Source organism: Tessaracoccus sp., from assembly GCF_016714275.1.
Taxonomy (GTDB): Bacteria; Actinomycetota; Actinomycetes; order Propionibacteriales; family Propionibacteriaceae; genus Arachnia.
Map to the genome: position 1 here is coordinate 848,258 of NZ_JADJNP010000002.1, position 19,251 is coordinate 867,508.

The following is a 19,251-nucleotide window of genomic DNA, read 5'->3' on the forward strand; positions in this document are numbered from 1 at the left end:
CTGATCAATCGAGCACCGGCTGCGGCGCACCAGATCGGGCGATCTGAACTCTCAACATCCTCGGCGTTATGTCCAATAGCACCCTCAGATCTTGAGAGCCCAGCTCATCCCGCCTGGCACGTCCTCACTCGGCACCCCATTGACCAGTACCTCCCTAGAGCTCGACGCCGACGAGGTTCACCTCGGGCACGAGGACGACGCCGTAGCGGTCGGCCACGCCGTCGCGCACCGTACGGGCGAGCGCGACGAGGTCCGCCGACGTCGCCCCTCCCCTATTGGTAAGGGCCAGCGCGTGTTTGGTCGAGAGGCCGGCGGGCGCACCGCCGAACCCCTTGCCGAAGCCCGCGTGCTGGATCAACCAGGCGGCACTGGTCTTGACGAGGCCGCCGTCGACGGCGAACCGCGGGGCCCCGTCGGGCAGGCCGGCAGACTGCTCGGCGGTCAGGACGGGGTTGGTGAAGAAGGAGCCGGCGCTCCAGGTGTCGTGATCGGCGGCGTCGAGCACCATGCCCTTGCCGCGGCGCAGGGCGAGCACCGCCTCGCGGACCTCTGCGGCGGGCGCGCGCAGACCCACCTCCACGCCGAGCGTCCGCGCGAGCTCCGCGTAGGCGACGGGGGCGCTGAGCGAGGCGATCGGGAACTGGAAGCCGACCTCGAGCACGAGATAGCGGCCGGGTTCCCGCTTGAACCGCGAGGTGCGGTATCCGAAGCCGCAGTCGGCGAGCGCGAACGTGCGCTGCGCACGCCGCTGCCGGTCCCAGGTGCGCACCGACGCGATGGTCTGGGCCACCTCCGCGCCGTACGCGCCGACGTTCTGGATCGGCGTGGCGCCGACGCTGCCGGGAATGCCGGAGAGCGCCTCGACGCCGCTCCACTCGTGGGAGACGGCCTCGGCGACGAACGCCTCCCAGTTCTCCCCCGCCGCCACCCGGACCGACGCCCCGGCGCAGGCCGAGACGTCCGCGTCGATCCCCCGCGTGGCGATCAGGACGACGGTGCCGCGGAAGCCCTCATCGGCGACGAGCAGGTTCGATCCCCCGCCTACCACGAGGACGGGCTCGCCGCGACGGTCGCAGTCGGCGACGGCCTCGATCAGCTCCGCCTCGGTCGTTGCGACGACGAACCGGTCCGCCGGGCCGCCCACGCGCAGCGTGGTGTGATCGGCCAGGAGCTCAGCCAACGCGTACCTCGGCCCGGGCGGCGCCCAGCACCTGGTCGTCGCCGCATGCGGCGGTGATCGCGACCTTCGCCACCCCGTCGGTCACGTCCGTGACCGTCGCGCGGTAGACGACCTCGGTGCCCTCGTCCGTGTCCGGCACGACGACAGGGCGCGTGAAGCGCACGAAGTAGCTCGTCACGCGGGCCGGGTCTCCGACCCAGTCCGTGACGATCCTCAGGGCCGCGCCCATCGTCCACATGCCGTGCGCGACGACGCCCGGCAGGCCGATGGCGCGCGCGTGGCGGTCAGAGAAGTGGATCTCATTGAAGTCGGTGGAGGCACCGGAGTAGCGGACGACGACGGAGCGGGTCACGCCGACGCGCAGCTCGGGCAGCTCCGCGCCCTTGACGATCTCAGGCATGCGCGTCCTCCCGGGTATGCATGAGGCCGGAGCGGGCCTCGCAGACGGTCTCGCCGTCGACGACGAGGTCGACGACGACGGTGATCATGTCGAGGTTGCCGCGGTTGCGCACCTTCTCGATGCTGAGCTGGGCCTCGACGACGTCACCGGCGCGCAGCGGCCGGTGGAACGTGAAGCCCTGGTCGGTGTGCATGGTGCGGTTCAGCGCGAGGCCCAACTCTTCGTCGCCGAACAGCGCCTCCCAGGCGTGCGCGGCGATGACGGCCGCGAAGGTGGGCGGGGCGATCGGCTCGAGCGCGAGGTACGCGGGGTTCTCGTCGCGGATGGCCGTGGCGAACTCGGCGATCTTGGCGCGGCTGACCTCGTAGGGCGGGGCGGCCGGGTAGCGGCGGCCCACGTGTTCGGCGGTGATCGGCATGGCGCTCACACTACCGGGCGGCGCGGCCGGACGGTGGGACGCCTACCGGGCATAAACCGACCGGCCGCCCCATGGGGACGACCGGTCGGCTACGTGTTATGCGTTCAGCGGGTCTCGCGATGCGCACGGTGCGTGCGGCAGCGCGGGCAGAACTTGCTGAGCTCCAGACGATCCGGGTTGTTGCGCCGGTTCTTCTTGGTGATGTAGTTGCGCTCCTTGCACTCGGTGCAGGCAAGCGTGATCTTCGGACGGATGTCCGCGCCCTTCTTGGCCATTTCTGCCACTTCCTTCAAGCACTCGGTCGCTGCCAAGCGAATTGTTCGATCTTCGGTTCGGTGACGAGGGCGGGACTTGAACCCGCGACACAGCGATTATGAGCCGCTTGCTCTACCGACTGAGCTACCCCGTCGAAGTTCGAGCCCCGTGAAGATCCCGAGGCAAGAACAGAGCCCCCATGCGGAATCGAACCGCAGACCTTCTCCTTACCATGGAGACGCTCTGCCTACTGAGCTATAGGGGCCAGCGACGCACAAACATACACGAGGGGCGAGGGGGGTCACAAATCAGGCAAGGAGCCCGGCGAGGGCGGCGTCGAGGGCGCCCTGGAACTGTGTCTCGCGCTCCTCCGCCGTGAGGTCGCCCGAGCCGTCGAGGAGGTGGTCGGTGACGGTGAGAACGGTCAGCGCCTCCCCGCGGTTGGCCAGCGCGCAGGCGTAAAGGCCTGCGGCCTCCATCTCGACGCCGAGCGTTCCCAGCTGGTCGAGGGCGGGGATGACGTCGGTCCGCGAGCTGTAGAAGAAGTCGCTGGTGAACACCGGGCCGACGTGCACGCGGGCGCCGGATCCACGGGCCTGGTCGACAGCGCCGCGGAGCATGTCGAAGCTCGCCGCCAACGACAGCGTCACACCCGGAATGCCGAAGGTGGCGACAGCCGAGTTGGTGTGCGCCGACGACGCGACGATGACGTCGGAGACCGCGACGCCGCGGGTGATCCCACCGCAGGTGCCCACGCGGCAGATGCGCTTCACGCCGAACTGCGTGTACAGCTCCGTAGCGTAGATCGACAGCGAAGGCACGCCCATCCCGGAAGCCATGACGGTGACGGGAACGCCATCGACGACGCCCGTCCACGCCCCGATGCCGCGCACCTCAGAGACGAGGTGGGCGCCGTCGAGCCGGGTGCGAGCGATGCGCTCCGCGCGGCGCGGGTCGCCGGGCATGATGACAAGCGGGGCGATGTCGCCGGGCTCGCACGAGATGTGTGGGGTAGCCATGCTGCGACCTCTCGTAAAGCAACAGGCTCCGGATCCATCCGATCCGGAGCCTGGTGGCAAGTGTTGGATTCGAACCAACGTAGCTTCCGCGACGGTTTTACAGACCGCTCCCTTTGGCCGCTCGGGCAACTTGCCTTCACCGGTCTCCCGGCGACGCACGATCCTAGCAGCAGCGCGAGTCCGGCGACAAAAACGCCGACACGCCCCTGAAGCCGCTAACGAGAAGCGCCGTAGGCTGTCCTGGTGATCAGCACCCCCACCGACGCAACGCCCTGGGCAGAGGACGCCGAGGCCGTCGCCGCGTCGCTCCGCTCCTCCCCCGAGGGATTGGCTACCTCCGACGTCGAGCGTCGCCTCGCAGAGGGCGGCAGGAACGAGCTTCCGGAGGCTCCGCAGAAGCCTGCGTGGCTGCGGTTCCTCGCCCACTTCAACGACCTGCTCGTCTATATTCTCATCGGCGCGGCCGCGCTGAAGGCCATCAGCGGCGACTGGATCGACTTCACGGTCATCGCCGTCGTCATCGTCGCGACCGCGCTGATCGGCTTCATCCAGGAGGGAAGGGCCGCGTCGGCACTCGCCGGCCTGCAGACCATGCAGTCCGACGATGCCCAGGCACTCCGCGACGGAACCTGGGGCATCGTCGACGCCGCGACCCTCGTCCCCGGCGACATCGTGCGGCTCCGCTCCGGCGACCGCGTCCCCGCCGACCTTCGGCTGCTGACAGCGTCGTCGCTGCAGGCCGACGAGGCGGCCCTCACGGGCGAGTCCGTCCCTTCGCAGAAGGACGTCGCCGCCGTCGCGACGGAGGCTGGCGTCGGCGATCGGACGTCGATGCTGTTCTCCGGCACCATCGTCACCGCCGGCACCGCGGAGGGGGTCGTGGTGGCGACCGGTGGCGGCACCGAGATCGGCAGGATCTCCGCACTCGTCGCCGACCAGGACAAGCTCGACACCCCGCTCGCGCGCCAGCTCAACAGGCTCGGGAAGCAACTGGCCGGCCTCATCGGCATCCTGGCCGTCGCCATGCTTGCCATCGGCTACTTCGTGCACCGCCTCGCCGCCGACGACCTCATCTCGGCCGCCATCGGGTTCGCCGTCGCCGCCGTGCCCGAGGGCCTCCCCGCGCTCGTCACCATCACGCTCGCCCTTGGCGTGCAGCAGATGGCGAAGCGCAACGCCATCACGCGCAAGATGGCCGCCGTCGAGACACTCGGCTCCGTCACCACCATCTGCTCCGACAAGACCGGCACGCTCACCCAGAACGAGATGACGGTGCGCACCGTGGTCACCGCGCAGGGCAGCTACGACGTCGAGGGCACCGGCTACCGCCCGGAGGGGCGTGTGAAGACGGCCGACGGCGCCACCGCGGACCTCGGCGCGCACCCGGACCTCGCCGCCTTGGTGACGGCTGCCGGCGCGGCCAACGACGCGCGGGTCGAGGAGACGCCCGAGGGATGGCGCGTCGTCGGCCAGCCGACCGAGGGTGCGCTCGACGTGCTTGCCGCCAAGGCGGGCGCGGACATCGAGGCCGTCACCCGGCAGGCGCAGGTGCCGTTCGAGTCGGCGCACAAGTTCTCCGCGACGCTCGACGACGTCCCTGGCGTCGGGCGCGTCGTCCATGCCCTCGGCGCCCCGGACCGGCTCCTCGACCGCGCGACGACACAGCTGGACCACCATGGCGAGCTGGTCGCGCTCGACCGCGACGCCTGGGAGCACCACATCGATGTGCTCTCCGGCCAGGGCTTGCGCGTCCTCGCCGCGGCCTCCCGGCCCGCCGACGGCGTCGAGGACATCGCGCTGGACGACCTCGAGTCCGGTCTCACGTTCCTCGGCCTCTGCGGGATCGTCGATCCGCCGCGGCCCGAGGTGCGCGACGCCATCCACGAGTCCCATACCGCGGGCATCCGCGTGAAGATGATCACCGGCGACCACGTGGGCACCGCCGTCGCGATCTCCCGCGAGCTGGGCATCGCGCCGGCCGATGGCGACGTCCCCGCCCTGACCGGCGCGGAGCTCGAGGAGATGAGCCAGGAAGAACTGGCGGCCGTCGTCCGCGACGTCGACATCTACGCCCGCACGTCACCAGAGCACAAGCTGCGCATCGTGCAGGCGCTGCAGACCCACGGCGAGGTCGTCGCCATGACCGGCGACGGCGTCAACGACGCACCGTCGATCACCCGCGCCGACGTCGGCGTCGCCATGGGCATCAAAGGCACGGAGGCGACGAAGGAGGCCGCCGACATCGTGCTCGCCGACGACAACTTCGCCACCATCGAGCGCGCCGTCGAAGAGGGGCGCCGGATCTACGACAACATCCGCAAGTCGGTGGTTTTCCTGCTGCCGACCAACGGCGCGCAGGCGCTCGTCATCCTCGTCGCCGTGCTGTTCGGCTGGGCGCTGCCGCTGTCGCCGGTGCAGATCCTCTGGATCAACCTGGTCACGGCCCTGACGCTCTCCCTGGCGCTGGCCGGCGAGCCCGCCGAGCCCGGCATCATGCAGCGCCCGCCCCGCTCCCCCAAGGAGCAGGTGCTGGCGCCCCGCGCGATAGCGCTGGTGCTGTGGACCTCCGTCCTCATCGGCGGCACCACGCTGGGCGTCTACCTCTACGGTCGTGCGCACGCCGACACCTACGCCGTCGGACAGACGACGGCAGTCACCATGCTCGCCGTCGGCCAGCTCGCCTTCCTCTTCAACTGCCGCTTCCTGAACAGCTCGTCGCTGACACCGCGGGCGTTGGTCGGCAACCGCGCGGTGTGGATCGCCACCGGCCTGCTGCTCGTGCTGCAGGCGATCTACGTGTACGCGCCGTTCATGCACTCCTGGTTCGGCTCTGCGCCGCTCGGGCTGCACCAGTGGCTCGGCGTGCTGCTCCTCAGCGCCGGCATCTTCCTCGTCGTCGAGCTCGGGAAGTGGGCGACCCGTCGCATCTACGGCGCGAGCCGTTGATTCCCGAATCCGCTGTTGGCTGACAAGCTACGGGTCGGCCGCGCCCATGGGTTAGCGTTTCGGCCATGTCGAACTGGACGCTGCTGCTCGTGAGTCGTATCCACGTGGACTTCGCGCGCGTCCACTCCTCCTTGTGTCGCCGCGGCTGCTGACGCGCCCGCACTCTTCCAGACCACCGGGCCGCGCCGCCCGGGCACCTGAAGCGACCCGGCTCGGTGAGGCCCTCGAAGCCCAAGGAACCCACCATGAGCACCGACGCCCCCACCGGCGCCCGAGTCCGGCCTCCCCGCGAGGGCCGGAGCAACGGGCAATGGCTCGTCAGCGGCCGCGACCCGCTGAACCACAACGAGGAGTTCAAGGCGGCCGACAACGGCCTGAACGTCCGCGAGCGGATCGAGTCGACGTACTCCCGCGAGGGTTTCGCCTCCATCCCCGCCGACGACCTGCATGGCCGGATGCGCTGGTGGGGCCTCTACACGCAGCGCAAGCAGGGCATCGACGGCGGCCGCACGGGTGACCTGTCGGCCGACGAGCTCTCCGACGAGTACTTCATGATGCGCGTGCGCCTCGACGGCGGCTCGCTGACGCTGGAGCAGCTCCGCGTCGTCGCCCAGATCAGCGTCGAGTTCGCCCGCGACACCGCCGACATCTCGGATAGGCAGAACATCCAGCTGCACTGGATCAGGATCGAGGACGTCCCCGAGATCTGGCGCCGTCTCGAGGCCGTCGGCCTGCAGACCACCGAAGCCTGCGGCGACACGCCGCGCGTCATCCTCGGCTCTCCCGTCGCCGGCATCTCCGCCGATGAGATCATCGACCCCACCCCGCAGATCCGCGAGATCGTCGAGACCTACATCGGCGATCCGGAGATCTCGAACCTGCCGCGCAAGTTCAAGTCGGCCATCACCGGGCACCCGAGCCTGGACGTCGTGCACGAGATCAATGACATCTCGCTCGTCGGCGTTGTCCACCCGGAGCTCGGCGCCGGCTACGACCTCTGGGTCGGCGGCGGCCTCTCGACCGCCCCGCGGCTCGCGGAGCGCCTCGGTGCCTTCGTCGCGCCCGAGCAGGCGGCAGACGTCTGGTACGGCGTCGTGCGGATCTTCCGCGACTACGGCTACCGCCGCCTGCGCAACAAGGCCCGCCTGAAGTTCCTGCTCGCCGAGTGGGGACCCGCGAAGTTCCGCCAGGTGCTGCAGGACGAGTACCTCGGCTACGAACTCCCCGACGGCCCCGCTGCCGTCGCCGTCGGCGGCAACGCCGACCACGTGGGCGTCCACGACCAGAAGGACGGCCGCAAGTACGTCGGCCTCGCTCCCGTCGTGGGGCGCTCGTCCGGCACGAAGCTGCTGTCCCTTGCCGACGCCGCCGAGGCCGCGGGAAGCGATCTGATCCGGCTCACCGCTCATCAGAAGCTCGTCGTCCTGAACGTGGACCCGAAAAAGGTCGACGGCCTGGTGGCCGCTGCCGAGGAACTCGGGCTCACCGCCTTCCCCGGCCTCTTCCGCCGCCACACCATGGCCTGCACCGGCATCGAGTACTGCAAGCTGGCGTTCGTCGACACCAAGGACACGGCGACAGCCGCGGTCGCCACCCTCGATAACAGGCTGGCCGACCTCGGCCTCGACGTGCCGATCGCGCTCAACGTCAACGGCTGCCCCAACAGCTGCGCGCGCATCCAGACCGCCGACATCGGGCTCAAGGGACAGATCGCCAAGAACGCCGACGGCACGAACGAGTTCGCCTTCCAGGTGCACCTGGGCGGCGGGTTGACGTCCGCCGACCGCGAGGAGGCTGGGCTCGGTCGCACGCTGCGCGGCCTGAAGATCACCGCCGACGAAATGCCCACCTACGTCGAGCGGGTCACCCGCCGGTTCGCCGCGGACCGCGAGGACGGCGAGTCGTTCGCGCACTGGGCTCACAGGGCGGAAGAGGAGGCGCTGCGATGAGCATCGACGTCGCGGCCCTCGGCACGGTTCCCGCGCCGCATGGCCCCGGCCGCCGTCGCTCGGCAGCCGAGCTGGAGGCGATCGCCAGGGAGGCCGCCGTCCGCTTCGCCGATGCGACCGCCGACGAGGTGCTCGCCTGGGCCGCCACGACCTTCGGGGACTCGCTGGCCGTCGCCTGCTCGATGGCCGGCGACACCGTTGTGCCCCACCTCGTGGCGCAGCACAGCCCCGGCGTCGACGTGCTGTTCCTCCAGACCGGCTACCACTTCCCCGAGACCATCGGCACCCGCGACGCGCTGCCGCTGTCGGCCGACGTCACGATCGTCGACGTGCTGCCCGTCCAGTCGGTCGCGGAGCAGGACGCGACGTTCGGCGCGAAGCTGCACGACCGCGATCCCTCGCAGTGCTGCGCGCTGCGCAAGATGGAGCCGATCAACCGCGAGCTCGCCAGCTACGAGGCCTGGGTGACAGGACTCCGCCGCGAAGACTCCCCGCTGCGCGCCGACACCCCGCTTGTTGAGTGGGACAGCGCGCACCAGATGGTCAAGCTCAACCCCATCGCCGCCTGGGGCTTCGACGAGGTCCTCAACTACGCCGGCGCCCACGGCGTGCCCGTCAACCTGCTGCTCACCCAGGGCTACCCGTCCATCGGCTGCGCCCCCTGCACGCGCCCCGTCGCGCCGGGGGAGGACCCGCGCGCGGGCCGCTGGGCCGGGCTCGCAAAGTCCGAGTGCGGACTGCACGTCACCGACACCCATCCCGAGGAGGAACCCTTGAGCCTCGACATCGACCTGTCCCTGGCCGGCGGCGGCATCTCGCTCGCCCCTGACCGGCAGCTCAGCCACCTGCGCGAACTCGAGGCCGAGGGCATCCACATCATCCGTGAGGCCGTCAGCGAACTGGAGCGCCCCGTGCTCCTGTTCTCGGGCGGCAAGGACTCCGTGGTCATGCTCCATCTCGCGCTCAAGGCGTTCTGGCCAGGCCCCGTGCCCTTCCCTGTGATGCACGTCGACACGGGCCACAACTTCCCCGAGGTCATCGAGTACCGCGACCGCGTCGTCGCACAGCACGGGCTGCGGCTGGTCGTGGCATCCGTGCAGGACTACATCGACGACGGCCGGCTCCTCGAGCGCGCCGACGGCACGCGCAACCCGCTGCAGACGCAGCCGCTGCTCGACGCCATCGCCGACTTCCGCTTCGACGCCGTGTTCGGCGGCGGGCGCCGCGACGAAGAGAAGGCCCGCGCCAAGGAACGCGTGGTCAGCCTGCGCGACGAGTTCGGCCAGTGGGACCCGCGCAACCAGCGCCCAGAACTATGGACGCTGTACAACCCGCGGCACCGGCCCGGCGAGCACGTGCGCGTGTTCCCGCTGTCGAACTGGACCGAGCTGGACGTCTGGCGCTACATCGAGGCCGAGGACATCGAGTTGCCCGAGCTCTACTACGCCCACGACCGCGAGGTCTTCGAGCGCGATGGCATGTGGCTCGCGGTCGGCGAGGTCAGCCAGCCGCGCGACGGAGAGGAGGTCGTCACTCGCCAGGTCCGCTACCGCACCGTCGGAGACATGAGCTGCACAGGCGCCGTCGTGTCCGAGGCCCTCACCGTCGCCGACGTGATCGCCGAGGTCGCAGCCACCCGGATCACCGAGCGCGGCGCGACCCGTGCCGACGACCGCCTCACGGAGGCCGCCATGGAGGACCGCAAGAAGGAGGGCTACTTCTGATGAGTGCCGCCACCGCATCACCCACAGCGACGCTGCTGCGCCTCGCCACCGCCGGCTCGGTCGACGACGGCAAGTCCACCCTCGTGGGGCGCCTCCTCTACGACAGCAAGTCCGTGCTCGCCGACCAGCTCGACGCCGTCGAGCGGGTCTCGGCCGCCAAGGGCCTCGGGCACGTCGACCTCGCGCTGCTGACCGACGGCCTGCGCGCCGAGCGCGAGCAGGGCATCACCATCGACGTCGCCTACCGTTACTTCGCCACCGCGAACCGCACCTTCATCCTCGCCGACTGCCCCGGGCACGTGCAGTACACGCGCAACACGGTGACGGGGTCGTCGACCGCCGACGTGCTCGTGCTGCTGGTCGACGTGCGCAAGGGCGTGCTGGAGCAGACCCGCCGTCACCTCGCCGTCGGGCAGCTGCTGCGGGTGCCCACGATCGTCGTCGCGGTCAACAAGATGGACCTCGTCGGCTACGACCAGGCCACCTACGAGGCCGTCGCCGCCGACGTGCGCGCGCTCGCCGCCGACCTCGGCGTCGCGGGCATCCGGACCATCCCTGTTTCGGCCCTGGAGGGCGCCAACATCGTCGACCATTCCGCACAGACGGCCTGGTACGACGGGCCTTCGCTGCTGGAGCTGCTCGAGTCGCTCCCCGCGGGCGCCGAGCTGACCGAGTTGCCGTTCCGGTTCCCGGTGCAGCTGGCGATCCGGCCGCAGGAGGCCGCCGCTCCCGAATACCGCGAGTACCGCGGGTACGCGGGGCAGGTCGCCACCGGGGTCGTGAGCGTCGGCGACAAGGTCGTGGTGCTGCCCGCCGGCCGCCGGACGACGGTCGCCGGGATCGACACCGCCGACGGGCCGCTGGAGGAGGCGTTCGCCTCGCAGTCGGTGACGCTGCGGCTGGCCGACGAAATCGACATCACGCGCGGCGACCTGATCGCGGCGGCATTCGACGCCCCGGAGGCGTCGCAGGATCTCAGCGGACTGGTCGCCTGGCTGTCGGAGCGGCCCCTGCGCCCTGGCCAGCGGGTGCTGGTTAAGCACGGCACCCGGACGGTGCAGGGCATGGTCCGCGAGCTGGGCGGGCGCCTCGACCTCGACACGCTCTCCCCCGTTCCTTCGGAGACGCTGGAGCTGAACGACATCGGCAGGGTCACGCTGCGGCTGGCCTCGCCCGTCGCCGCCGACGACTACACGACGTCGCGCCGAACCGGCTCGTTCCTGCTGATCGACCCGCAGTCGGGCGGCACGCTGGCGGCGGGGATGGTGCGCGCGCTCGGGGCGTTCGACGAGGCGGCCCGCGAGGCTGAGACCCTCAGCTGGTCCATCTGATGCACCGCCTCCTCCTGCTGGCCGTCGTCGGTTTCGCGGCCCAGCTCGTCGACGGCTCGCTCGGCATGGGCTTCGGCGTGACCTCGACGTCGCTGCTGCTCATCGCGGGGCTGAGCCCCGCGATGGCGTCGGCGTCGGTCCATCTGGCTGAGTTGGGAACCAACGTGGCGTCCGGTCTCTCGCACTGGAAGCTGGGCAACGTCGACTGGCGGCTCGTCGCGCGTCTCGGCGTGCCCGGCGCCATCGGCGCCTTCGCCGGGGCGACGTTCCTTTCGCAGATCTCGACGGCGGTCGCCAAGCCCGTGATGGCCGCGATCCTCGGCGCCTTGGGCATGTACATCCTGCTGCGCTACGCGCTGAAGCCGCCTGCCGTCGCGCAGGCGCGTCGCTCGCCGCACACCGCGAAGTTCCTGGTGCCGCTCGGCCTGGCCGGCGGGTTCGTCGACGCCACGGGCGGCGGCGGGTGGGGCCCGGTCTCCACAACGTCGCTGCTCAGCGCGGGCAAGACCGCGCCGCGGACCGTTATCGGCTCGGTCGACACCTCCGAGTTCCTTGTGTCGTTCGCGGCCAGCCTCGGGTTCGTGTTGAACCTCGGCCTGCTCGGCATCGAGTGGGGCATCGTGGTCGCGCTGCTGGCGGGCGGACTTGTCGCCGCGCCGATCGCCGCCTGGCTGGTGTCGCGGATTCCCGCGCAGGTCATGGGCGTCGCCGTCGGCGGGATCATCATCATGACCAATCTCAAGACTCTCTTCGACGCGAGCCAGTTGTCGCCCGAGCAGGTCACTGTCGGGTTCACCTTGTTCGCCGCGGCCTGGATCGCGATGACGGCCTGGACCGCCTGGCGGCACGAGAAGAGGCGCCGCGCCGAGCTGGCCGCGCGCGAAGCAGCGGAAACGGAGTGGTCGATTTGAGCGCCGCCGACACCCTCATCCTCGCCTGGCACGGGAGCCGCAACCCCGCGGGGCGGGATCTCATCGAACGGATCGCCCGGCGCGTCTCCGGGCGCCTCCCCGGCGTGGACGTGCGCGTCGCCTGGGTCGACATCGAGCCGATCCAGTTGGCAGAGACCCTCGCCGAGGTCGGCGACTGCGTGCTCGTCCCCTGCTTCCTCGCCGCGGGCTACCACGCGACGCACGACGTGCCGGAGGCGGTCGCCTCCGTCCCGCACGACGTGGTCGTCACCCCGCACTTGAACGGCGCCCTCGACCGGGTCCTGCTGGACCGGGTCCGCGAGGCCGGCGGCCCGGGCGACGCCGTCGTCCTCGCTGCGGCGGGCTCGAAGAGCCCGGTGGCAACCGCCGAGATCGATGCCACCGCCGCGCGCCTGTCGTTCGCGCTCGGCGTTCCGGTCGCCGTCGGCAACATCTACCAGTCGGAGCCGTCGGTCTCCGACGCCGTCGCCCGGCTGCATCGCGACGCCGCGGACGTGCTCGTGCTCCCCTACGCGCTGGCCCCCGGGCTGTGGGGCGAACGCATCGCGGGCCTCGGCGCCCGGGTCGCGGCCCCGCTGGGCGACCACGACGGCGTCACCGCGGCGATCCTCGACCGCTACGCCGACGCCCTCGCCCTGACCGACGCCCCCCGCGCCGCCGCCTGACAACGCGGCTGCGTGCGTCGCTTCGGAACGGACTTGCGGGGTAGTGCGGCTGCGTGCCTCGGCATAGCGACTTACGCAGCCGCAGTAATCGCGTGATCGGTCTGGTTCCGACGGCAGCAGCCGCGGTAACTGCCCGGGTTCAGGCTGCTGGTGTTGTCAGGGCTCCCGCAATGTCGAGTACCTGACACTGGAGCGAACACCTTGTGGGTGTTTCTGGCCAGCCGCCGCCCCACGGCGCCACCGTGACCTGCCCCGCGGCCAAACATGGCGCGTTCCAGACATGCGTCCACCGGTAGCGAACCGTGATCTCGTTGAGCGCGAGCCGCACGTCGTTGTCGCGGACGACATCGTCATCGCTGGCCCTGCCCGGATGGGCGAGCTCGCCGTCGAGTTCCGTCCGAACCCCGAACTCTGGATACCAGCAATCCGATCGGATCCATCGCCCACGGATCCGTTCCCATTTCTGTCGCACCGAGCGCTGAAGCCCATGGGCCTGTTCCACCCGTTTCCGATACCCCGCCTCAAGGCGGGACTCGACACCTTCCTCAGTCAGTTCAGTCACCTGAACCGCGAAACCACGATGACGGACCCGGCCATGGCGCGCCAGTTCCTTGAGGAACCTCGCCGGCACCATCCCACGCTGGAACGCGGTAGTGAGGATCTCGAGCACGGCAGACTCCGACGCCGCGCCGTCGAGGAGATCGACCGCGGTCTGCTCCAGCGAGGTACGCGGCGGGCTCCCGACCCGCGTGATCGGGGTCCGGGGACGCCACACCCTGCAACGCTCTGTGGAACGCAACCCGACCGTCGGAGGAACCGATACCTCGACCACGGCAGGCAGATCCGGGCGAAGCCCGTGCAGGAACGCGGCCGTGTGATGCGAGAAGACAGCCACATTCCCCGCCCACTTCTGAACGCTGAGGAGTCTCTGCTCCACGCTGGCGACACCAGATGTCAGGAGATAGACGCCGCGGAAGGCTCGCTGCCACTCGCCGCTCTTGACCCGATCGGCGATCGCGCCCGCGCTGATGCCGACCGAATCCAATTCCGCACGCGTTGCGACGCCCCGGTTGTCGCGGGCCAGCGCCGCCAACGCCTGTCTGTCCATGACCTGATGATGCCCGCCACGACATCAGCCGGGAACCCCACCCTCGCCATCTGTGGATAACTCCGAACCTGCTCGTTGCGGCTACCTACGTCGCTATGCTTACCGACGCACGCAGCCGCGTTGATCCCGTCAGGTCTCCGATTCCGACGCATGCAGCCGCACCGAGTCGGTCTCAACGCATCGCGGGCCCGCACGCCAAGGTGCCAGCGTCGGCGTCGAGCACGCACGCGACACCGAGCGGCACCGTGACAGGATTCGGGTCGTGGCCCACCGGGAGCCCCGCGAGAATCGGTACCTTCAGCAGGCCGAGCCGCTCACGCAGCACGTCGACGACGTCCCAGTCGCGGTCTTCGTAGCCCTCGAACCCCTCCAAAATGCCGATGGCAACACCCGAAATCCCCGCCAGCGAGCCGGAGTCGATCAACTGGGTCAGCGCTCGATCAACCATGCCGAGACCAGCCGCCCGGTTGGCCTCAAGCAACAGGACGCACCCCTCCAAGTCGAACTCCACGACGCCGACATTCCGAGCCAGCAGCTCCAGGTTTCCGCCAGCGAGGACACCGGTCGCAGCACCGGTCGTTGTCAGCATCGCGCCGTACCGGTTGGGATCGGCGACGACCGGATCTGGCCGAGCGCCGATGAGCAGCTTCCGTACGGTCTCGGCGTGTGCTCCTGCGCCCGCGCCATGAAGGGACGGCACCCCAACCGCTTGCCACACGCGATGCAAGGCGGTGATATCGCTGTACCCCACGATGGGTTTGGGATCGGCGCGCAGGGCCTCGACGTCGACACCTCGCACCAGCCGGAAGCTGCCGCAACCGCCGGTCACACACACGATGGCCCGGACACGCGGATCACGAATCGCCGCATTGAGGTCAGCGAGCCGGTCGTCGTCGGTGCCGGCGAGGTATCCCAGACGGTCATGTGCATGCCTGCCAACCCGAACCTCCCATCCCCATCCAGCCAGGACGCCGGCGGTCTGCTCGATCCACGCGGAGTCGGCCCAACTCGCCGGCGCGACGAGAGCCACCGCGTCGCCCTCGCCCAACCGACATGGCCGACGGTCGGGAAAGACGGCAAAGGGATTGCATTCGGCAGGAGAGTCGCGAGCGATGTTGTGCTTGGCGGCGAACCTCACAAAAACACCAGTAGTTGTCCCTATCTCGAAAAGCAACAACTGTTGTCTGACGGGCGGGGACCCGACCCTGATCGGTCCGACCAGCCCAGGCTGGCTCGCGACACCCAGCCTAGCTGCGTAGCACCCAGCCAACGCACGCAGCGCCCGGAGATGCATGTCGATCCCAAATTTTTGTTATACGATATAGCCATGGGAGCGCAGGAGACGATCAACGGTCAGCCGGTTACTGAGGAGCAGATCGCGGCGTGGGCCGACGAGGCGGAACGCGGCTACGACATCGCTGCACTCAAGACACGCGGACGCGGCCGCCCAGGCAGGGGTGCTACGCCGACACAGGTGGTCGCCCTTCGGCTCACCACCGAGGAGCTAGCCGCCATCGACGCCCGCGCGGCGCAGGAGCACAAGACCCGCTCCGAGACGATCCGAGACGCGCTCGTGGCCTACGCGTCGTGAACATCCACGCTTCCGCGAGGAAGCACCGCATCCCGGAACAAGACATCCGGTACGCGGCGACCTGGGCTGTATGGGTCGAGGACTTGGACGAGAATAACCCCAGCCGGCAGTTAAGGCTGGGCTTCGACACGCACGGTCGGCTTCTGGAGATGGTCGTCCTTGTCTTCGACAGCGGAAACGAACTTGTCATTCACGCTATGAAAGCGCGGCACCAGATGCTCGACCTGCTCCCATGAGAAGCCCGCTGCCAGGGAATGCACCGCAGCCTCGCTCCCCTATTCCCCGACCCCTACCTCTTGCCCTTGAGGGCCGTTGAGGTGAACCGTGAGCCGGATCCGTGCGCTGGTTGCTCCGCGAGCCCTCACCTGCGAGGACCCACATCTTGACCCCACCCTCTAGCGACGTAGTCGCGGTCACCGTCAGTTCGACTTCGGCATGGTCAAAGAACAGCACCGGCTCGAACTCTGGATCGTCTTCCGCTGTATAGACGCGGCGTATCCCTACCTCATGATTGGCCTGTCGGAGCTGGTCGCCTAGAGCTAGGAGGACCTCGGATAGACCGGCGACCGCATCATCTGGTTTGTCTGTCATGTCGAGATGGTATCGAGCCCAAGCCAAGCCAGAGCCGCTGAGTACTTCGCGACTGAGAGGCCTGGTGTGCAGCAACTGGTATACCCGTGCCAGTTGGGCTGAGTGATTGGTTTCGACACGCCGACTCGGCTGGCGCCTCGTGCGACGGCTCAACCAGCGATGGTCAGCGGTAGTTCACGAACTGGACCGCGAAGTCGTAGTCCTGCTCCTTGATCAGGGCCTGGACGCGCTGGAGGTCGTCGCGGCTCTTGGAGGAGATGCGCAGCTCATCGCCCTGAATCTGCGCCTTTACGCCCTTGGGGCCCTCGTCGCGGATCAGCTTCGTGACCTTCTTCGCGTTCTCCTGCGTGATGCCCTCCTTGGTGGCCGCGGTGATCTTCCACAGCTTCCCGGACGAGCGCGGCTCGCCGGCGTCGAGCGACTTCAGGCTCACACCGCGGCGCAGCAGCTTCGACTGGAACACGTCGAGGACCGCCTTCACGCGCTCCTCGGAGACGGCCTGCATCTCGATCGATTCGCCGGACCAGGCGATCTTCGCGTCCGTGTTCTTGAAGTCGAAGCGCTGCGAGACCTCCTTTGCCGCCTGGTTCAGCGCGTTGTCCACCTCCTGGCGGTCGACCTTGCTTACGACGTCGAATGAGCTGTCTGCTGCCATGTCGGGCTCCTCAAAATGCTGTCAGATTACGTATGTGTTCCGGTTCATTCTGCCAGGCACCGCATGCGGGGATGTCAGACCACCGGCTGGTAGGCTCGCCCGACATCCCAAACGCCCTGAGGTGAACCCATGCCCGAGATGACACTGCGCCCGCTGCGCGCCGACGACGCCGCCGACGTGCTCGCCGCCTTCGACTCCGACCCCAGCATGGCCCGCCAAGGCACCGTCACCACGATCACCGAGGCAGAAGCCTACGTCTACGGGCTCCTCGACCCCTCCGGGAACACACGCCCGTTCGCGATCTGCGACGGCGACCGGCTCGTCGGGCTTGTCGCGGTCACCGTCGACGCCGTCAACCGCGTCGGCTGGTTCTGGTACTGGATGAACGCCTCCCACCGCGGGCGCGGCTGGGCGTCCGCGGCGGCCACCGCGGTGTCGAACTGGGCGCTGCGCTCGGGCGGTTGCGAGCGTCTCGAGTTGGGGCACCGCGCCGACAACCCGCTGTCCGGCAACGTCGCCGCCGCGGCAGGATTCCGGCACGAGGGGCGTCAGAGGGGCAAGTTCCTCGTCGACGGGGCACGCGTCGACGTCCTCACCTACGGCCGCCTCACCACGGACCCGTGGCCCACCGCGACCGTCGAGATCGTGCGATGATCCGGATCGGCACCCACAACGTCAACGGCATCCGCGCGGCCCTGCGCCGCGGATTCCGCGGCTACTGGGACGAGACGACCGCCGACGTCATCGCGCTGCAGGAGGTGCGCTGCCGCGTCGACGACCTGCCCCTCGATGCCTTCGACGGGTTCCACGTCACGCTCGACGCCGGGCAGCTCGCCGGTCGCAACGGCGTCGCGGTCCTCACCCGGCACGCGCCGGAGCGGGTCCGCTCGCTGGCCGAAGTCATCACCGAGATCTCCCCCGGCGGCCGCCCAACAGACCTGTCCGCGGAGCGCATCGTCAACCGGGACCTCGCGGCGTTCTCCCACGAGGGCCGCTACGTCGAGGTCGACCTGGCCGACGCCCCGGTGCGGGTCGCGTCGCTCTACCTTCCCAAGGGTGCGGCCTGGCCCTACGAGGAGGGCAGCGAGGAGAAGTACCTGCGGAAGATGCGGTTCATGCGAGGCCTCGCGCGGGCGCTCACGGCGTCGAAGCGGGAGGCCGCCGCCCAGGGCCGCGAGTTCCTCGTCATGGGCGACTTCAACATCGCCCACACGAAGCTGGACCTCCGCAACTGGCGCTCGAACCAGAAGTCGGAGGGCTTCCTCCCGGAGGAACGCGAATGGTTCGGGTCCATCGTCGGCCCGCGGAGGCTGATAGACGTCGTCCGGCACCTGCACCCCGACGTCGAGGGCCCCTACAGCTGGTGGAGCTGGCGCGGCCAGGCCTTCGCCAACGACACCGGCTGGCGGATCGACTACCACCTCGCCTCCCCAGGTCTCGCGAAGGCCGCGACGAGCGCGTTCGTCGGCCGCGAGGCGACCTACGAGGCTCGGGTCAGCGACCACTCGCCCGTCGTCGTCGACTACGCGATCTGACGCCGGCCCTGGTCCCGGAGGACCAGGAAGGTGAAGCTCGCGATCATCGCGGCGTCGAGGGCAGCGGCGAGCCAGGAGATGTCCGTCGCACTGAGGTCGGCGATCCCGATGGCGCCGAGGATGAAGATTGCCGCATTGTTGACGACGTGCAGGGCGATGGCGGCCTCCAGGCCACCCGTGCGCCAGGTGAGGACGCCGGCGGCGAGAGCGAAGACCGCGATCGAGAGCTGCCCCGGCAGCGTGTAGTCGTGGCCGAACACGAAAAGCGGCACCGGCAGCACGATGCCCCACCACGGGCTCCGCAGCCAGGCGCCCAGCACCTGCTGCGGCAGCGCCCGGAACGCGTACTCCTCGGCGGCGGCCTGGAAGGGGACGAGCAGCAACGCGACGGCAAGGAGGCCGGCCGACGCCGCGTCCCACTCCAGCGTCGGTGCCGACCCCGTCGCGGCGTCGATCACGAGCACCATGGCCGTGTAGGCGACGAAGAGGACAAGGGCGAAGACGCCGTAGCGGCCGAGCAGACCCACCCGCAGCCGCCCCGCGACCGACGACAGCGTGCCGAGGCGTCGACGCTCCGCGAGCCGGACCCCGATGGCGATGGCGGGGATCATCAGGGCGAGCATCACCGACGAGAATGCCGCGGCCACCGGGTCGGCGAGGTCGAACGCGTCGGTGGGGTCCGCCGTGATGCGCTCCGTCCATGCGGGTGCGGCGAACACCGCGACCACGGCGAGGAGAACCAGGAAGACCGTGTAGGCGACGACGCTGAGGATCACGGCGGCGAGGGGCCGCCACCACCTGGGGCGTGGGCCTGCGAGCGCCAGCCGGTGATACGGGAGCGCGGCGGTCTGCGGCGTCTCCGGCGCGGGAGGGAGAGACGGGGTCTGGGGCGTAACGACTGTCATGGCTCCATCGTCGGGAAGGTTGCCGAGCCCCGCCATCGGGCGTCGGC

The 19,251-nt window shown here is 69.6% G+C and carries 19 protein-coding genes, 3 tRNA genes and 1 pseudogene; 11 read left to right on the forward strand and 12 right to left on the reverse strand.

All coding sequences use genetic code 11. The features are described 5' to 3' along the window. Positions 1-154 precede the first annotated feature (154 nt). From IPJ61_RS12605 to IPJ61_RS12640, 8 genes are all read right to left on the reverse strand, one after another. Positions 155-1,180: a UDP-N-acetylmuramate dehydrogenase gene (locus tag IPJ61_RS12605; RefSeq protein WP_297107842.1), complete on the reverse strand. Its 1,026-nt coding sequence runs from the start codon at positions 1,178-1,180 to the stop codon at positions 155-157. After that, the gene (locus IPJ61_RS12610) at positions 1,173-1,580 is read right to left on the reverse strand and encodes a MaoC/PaaZ C-terminal domain-containing protein (protein ID WP_297107845.1); all 408 of its coding nucleotides are present in this window, start codon (positions 1,578-1,580) and stop codon (positions 1,173-1,175) included. Before IPJ61_RS12610 ends, IPJ61_RS12605 begins: the two co-directional genes overlap by 8 nt. Next, positions 1,573-1,998, reverse strand: coding sequence for an FAS1-like dehydratase domain-containing protein (locus IPJ61_RS12615; RefSeq protein ID WP_297107848.1), 426 nt, complete (start codon positions 1,996-1,998; stop codon positions 1,573-1,575). The genes IPJ61_RS12610 and IPJ61_RS12615 overlap by 8 nt, the downstream gene beginning before the upstream one ends. A gap of 104 nt (positions 1,999-2,102) precedes the next feature. Beyond that, positions 2,103-2,273 carry a 50S ribosomal protein L33 gene (gene rpmG / locus IPJ61_RS12620; protein WP_297107850.1) on the reverse strand — a complete coding sequence of 57 codons (171 nt, stop codon included), beginning with the start codon at positions 2,271-2,273 and terminating at the stop codon, positions 2,103-2,105. A gap of 61 nt (positions 2,274-2,334) precedes the next feature. Further along, positions 2,335-2,407, reverse strand: a tRNA-Met gene (locus IPJ61_RS12625). Between the two features lie 38 nt (positions 2,408-2,445). Continuing rightward, positions 2,446-2,518 (reverse strand) — tRNA-Thr (locus IPJ61_RS12630). 43 nt (positions 2,519-2,561) lie between these two features. Continuing rightward, a complete protein-coding gene (locus IPJ61_RS12635) occupies positions 2,562-3,272 on the reverse strand; it encodes a purine-nucleoside phosphorylase (protein ID WP_297107855.1) in 711 nt (236 codons plus the stop codon). Positions 3,273-3,323: 51 nt separating this feature from the next. Then, positions 3,324-3,407: transfer RNA gene (locus IPJ61_RS12640), tRNA-Tyr, on the reverse strand. Between the two features lie 108 nt (positions 3,408-3,515). Between IPJ61_RS12640 and IPJ61_RS12645 the strand changes: the two genes are divergently transcribed. The 7 genes and pseudogenes from IPJ61_RS12645 (at position 3,516) to IPJ61_RS12675 (ending at position 12,819) form a co-directional block, all read left to right on the forward strand. Then, entirely contained in the window at positions 3,516-6,218 is a 2,703-nt protein-coding gene (locus IPJ61_RS12645; RefSeq protein WP_297107858.1) for a cation-translocating P-type ATPase, read from the forward strand. Between the two features lie 245 nt (positions 6,219-6,463). Next, positions 6,464-8,167 (forward strand): nitrite/sulfite reductase, encoded by a 1,704-nt coding sequence (locus IPJ61_RS12650; RefSeq protein ID WP_297107861.1) that lies wholly within the window; start codon positions 6,464-6,466, stop codon positions 8,165-8,167. Beyond that, positions 8,164-8,859: pseudogene (locus IPJ61_RS12655) on the forward strand (phosphoadenylyl-sulfate reductase); the annotation flags it as partial. The gene IPJ61_RS12650 and the pseudogene IPJ61_RS12655, both read left to right, overlap by 4 nt. A 120-nt stretch (positions 8,860-8,979) precedes the next feature. Then, entirely contained in the window at positions 8,980-9,891 is a 912-nt protein-coding gene (gene cysD, locus IPJ61_RS12660) for a sulfate adenylyltransferase subunit CysD (RefSeq protein ID WP_459251301.1), read from the forward strand. Then, complete coding sequence (locus IPJ61_RS12665; RefSeq protein ID WP_297107863.1) at positions 9,891-11,222, forward strand: sulfate adenylyltransferase subunit 1; 1,332 nt, start codon at positions 9,891-9,893, stop codon at positions 11,220-11,222. The genes cysD and IPJ61_RS12665 overlap by 1 nt, the downstream gene beginning before the upstream one ends. Beyond that, the gene (locus IPJ61_RS12670) at positions 11,222-12,133 is read left to right on the forward strand and encodes a sulfite exporter TauE/SafE family protein (protein WP_297107866.1); all 912 of its coding nucleotides are present in this window, start codon (positions 11,222-11,224) and stop codon (positions 12,131-12,133) included. The genes IPJ61_RS12665 and IPJ61_RS12670 overlap by 1 nt, the downstream gene beginning before the upstream one ends. After that, positions 12,130-12,819 (forward strand): sirohydrochlorin chelatase, encoded by a 690-nt coding sequence (locus tag IPJ61_RS12675; protein ID WP_297107868.1) that lies wholly within the window; start codon positions 12,130-12,132, stop codon positions 12,817-12,819. The genes IPJ61_RS12670 and IPJ61_RS12675 overlap by 4 nt, the downstream gene beginning before the upstream one ends. Positions 12,820-12,958: 139 nt before the next feature. Here the strand turns inward: IPJ61_RS12675 and IPJ61_RS12680 are convergent, their stop codons facing one another. Beyond that, positions 12,959-13,927, reverse strand: coding sequence for a type IV toxin-antitoxin system AbiEi family antitoxin domain-containing protein (locus IPJ61_RS12680; RefSeq protein WP_297107869.1), 969 nt, complete (start codon positions 13,925-13,927; stop codon positions 12,959-12,961). 172 nt (positions 13,928-14,099) lie between these two features. Further along, positions 14,100-14,957 (reverse strand): S66 peptidase family protein, encoded by an 858-nt coding sequence (locus tag IPJ61_RS12685; protein ID WP_297107872.1) that lies wholly within the window; start codon positions 14,955-14,957, stop codon positions 14,100-14,102. 297 nt (positions 14,958-15,254) lie between these two features. Here IPJ61_RS12685 and IPJ61_RS12690 point away from each other — a divergent pair, with 297 nt between their 5' ends. Then, positions 15,255-15,518 (forward strand): ribbon-helix-helix protein, CopG family, encoded by a 264-nt coding sequence (locus IPJ61_RS12690; RefSeq protein ID WP_297107874.1) that lies wholly within the window; start codon positions 15,255-15,257, stop codon positions 15,516-15,518. After that, complete coding sequence (locus IPJ61_RS12695; RefSeq protein WP_297107876.1) at positions 15,515-15,754, forward strand: hypothetical protein; 240 nt, start codon at positions 15,515-15,517, stop codon at positions 15,752-15,754. Before IPJ61_RS12690 ends, IPJ61_RS12695 begins: the two co-directional genes overlap by 4 nt. 518 nt (positions 15,755-16,272) lie before the next feature. Here the strand turns inward: IPJ61_RS12695 and IPJ61_RS12700 are convergent. Then, positions 16,273-16,764 (reverse strand): YajQ family cyclic di-GMP-binding protein, encoded by a 492-nt coding sequence (locus tag IPJ61_RS12700; protein ID WP_297107878.1) that lies wholly within the window; start codon positions 16,762-16,764, stop codon positions 16,273-16,275. Positions 16,765-16,893: 129 nt separating this feature from the next. Between IPJ61_RS12700 and IPJ61_RS12705 the strand changes: the two genes are divergently transcribed. Together IPJ61_RS12705 and IPJ61_RS12710 are read left to right on the forward strand one after the other, a co-directional pair. Beyond that, positions 16,894-17,418 (forward strand): GNAT family N-acetyltransferase, encoded by a 525-nt coding sequence (locus IPJ61_RS12705; RefSeq protein WP_297107880.1) that lies wholly within the window; start codon positions 16,894-16,896, stop codon positions 17,416-17,418. Next, entirely contained in the window at positions 17,418-18,299 is an 882-nt protein-coding gene (locus IPJ61_RS12710; protein ID WP_297108181.1) for an exodeoxyribonuclease III, read from the forward strand. The genes IPJ61_RS12705 and IPJ61_RS12710 overlap by 1 nt, the downstream gene beginning before the upstream one ends. On the opposite strand, the gene IPJ61_RS12715 is transcribed toward IPJ61_RS12710, so the two are convergent. Further along, the gene (locus tag IPJ61_RS12715; RefSeq protein WP_297107882.1) at positions 18,287-19,204 is read right to left on the reverse strand and encodes a CPBP family intramembrane glutamic endopeptidase; all 918 of its coding nucleotides are present in this window, start codon (positions 19,202-19,204) and stop codon (positions 18,287-18,289) included. The genes IPJ61_RS12710 and IPJ61_RS12715 overlap by 13 nt on opposite strands. Between the last annotated feature and the right edge of the window lie 47 nt (positions 19,205-19,251).

Coding starts and splice junctions, on each gene's coding strand:
- IPJ61_RS12665 (WP_297107863.1), top strand. CDS start 9,891: ATGAGTGCCGCCACCGCATCACCCACAGCGACGCTGCTGCGCCTCGCC.
- rpmG (WP_297107850.1), bottom strand. CDS start 2,273: ATGGCCAAGAAGGGCGCGGACATCCGTCCGAAGATCACGCTTGCCTGC.
- IPJ61_RS12635 (WP_297107855.1), bottom strand. CDS start 3,272: ATGGCTACCCCACACATCTCGTGCGAGCCCGGCGACATCGCCCCGCTT.
- IPJ61_RS12715 (WP_297107882.1), bottom strand. CDS start 19,204: ATGACAGTCGTTACGCCCCAGACCCCGTCTCTCCCTCCCGCGCCGGAG.
- IPJ61_RS12670 (WP_297107866.1), top strand. CDS start 11,222: ATGCACCGCCTCCTCCTGCTGGCCGTCGTCGGTTTCGCGGCCCAGCTC.
- IPJ61_RS12650 (WP_297107861.1), top strand. CDS start 6,464: ATGAGCACCGACGCCCCCACCGGCGCCCGAGTCCGGCCTCCCCGCGAG.
- IPJ61_RS12690 (WP_297107874.1), top strand. CDS start 15,255: ATGGGAGCGCAGGAGACGATCAACGGTCAGCCGGTTACTGAGGAGCAG.
- IPJ61_RS12610 (WP_297107845.1), bottom strand. CDS start 1,580: ATGCCTGAGATCGTCAAGGGCGCGGAGCTGCCCGAGCTGCGCGTCGGC.
- IPJ61_RS12615 (WP_297107848.1), bottom strand. CDS start 1,998: ATGCCGATCACCGCCGAACACGTGGGCCGCCGCTACCCGGCCGCCCCG.
- IPJ61_RS12700 (WP_297107878.1), bottom strand. CDS start 16,764: ATGGCAGCAGACAGCTCATTCGACGTCGTAAGCAAGGTCGACCGCCAG.
- IPJ61_RS12680 (WP_297107869.1), bottom strand. CDS start 13,927: ATGGACAGACAGGCGTTGGCGGCGCTGGCCCGCGACAACCGGGGCGTC.
- IPJ61_RS12705 (WP_297107880.1), top strand. CDS start 16,894: ATGCCCGAGATGACACTGCGCCCGCTGCGCGCCGACGACGCCGCCGAC.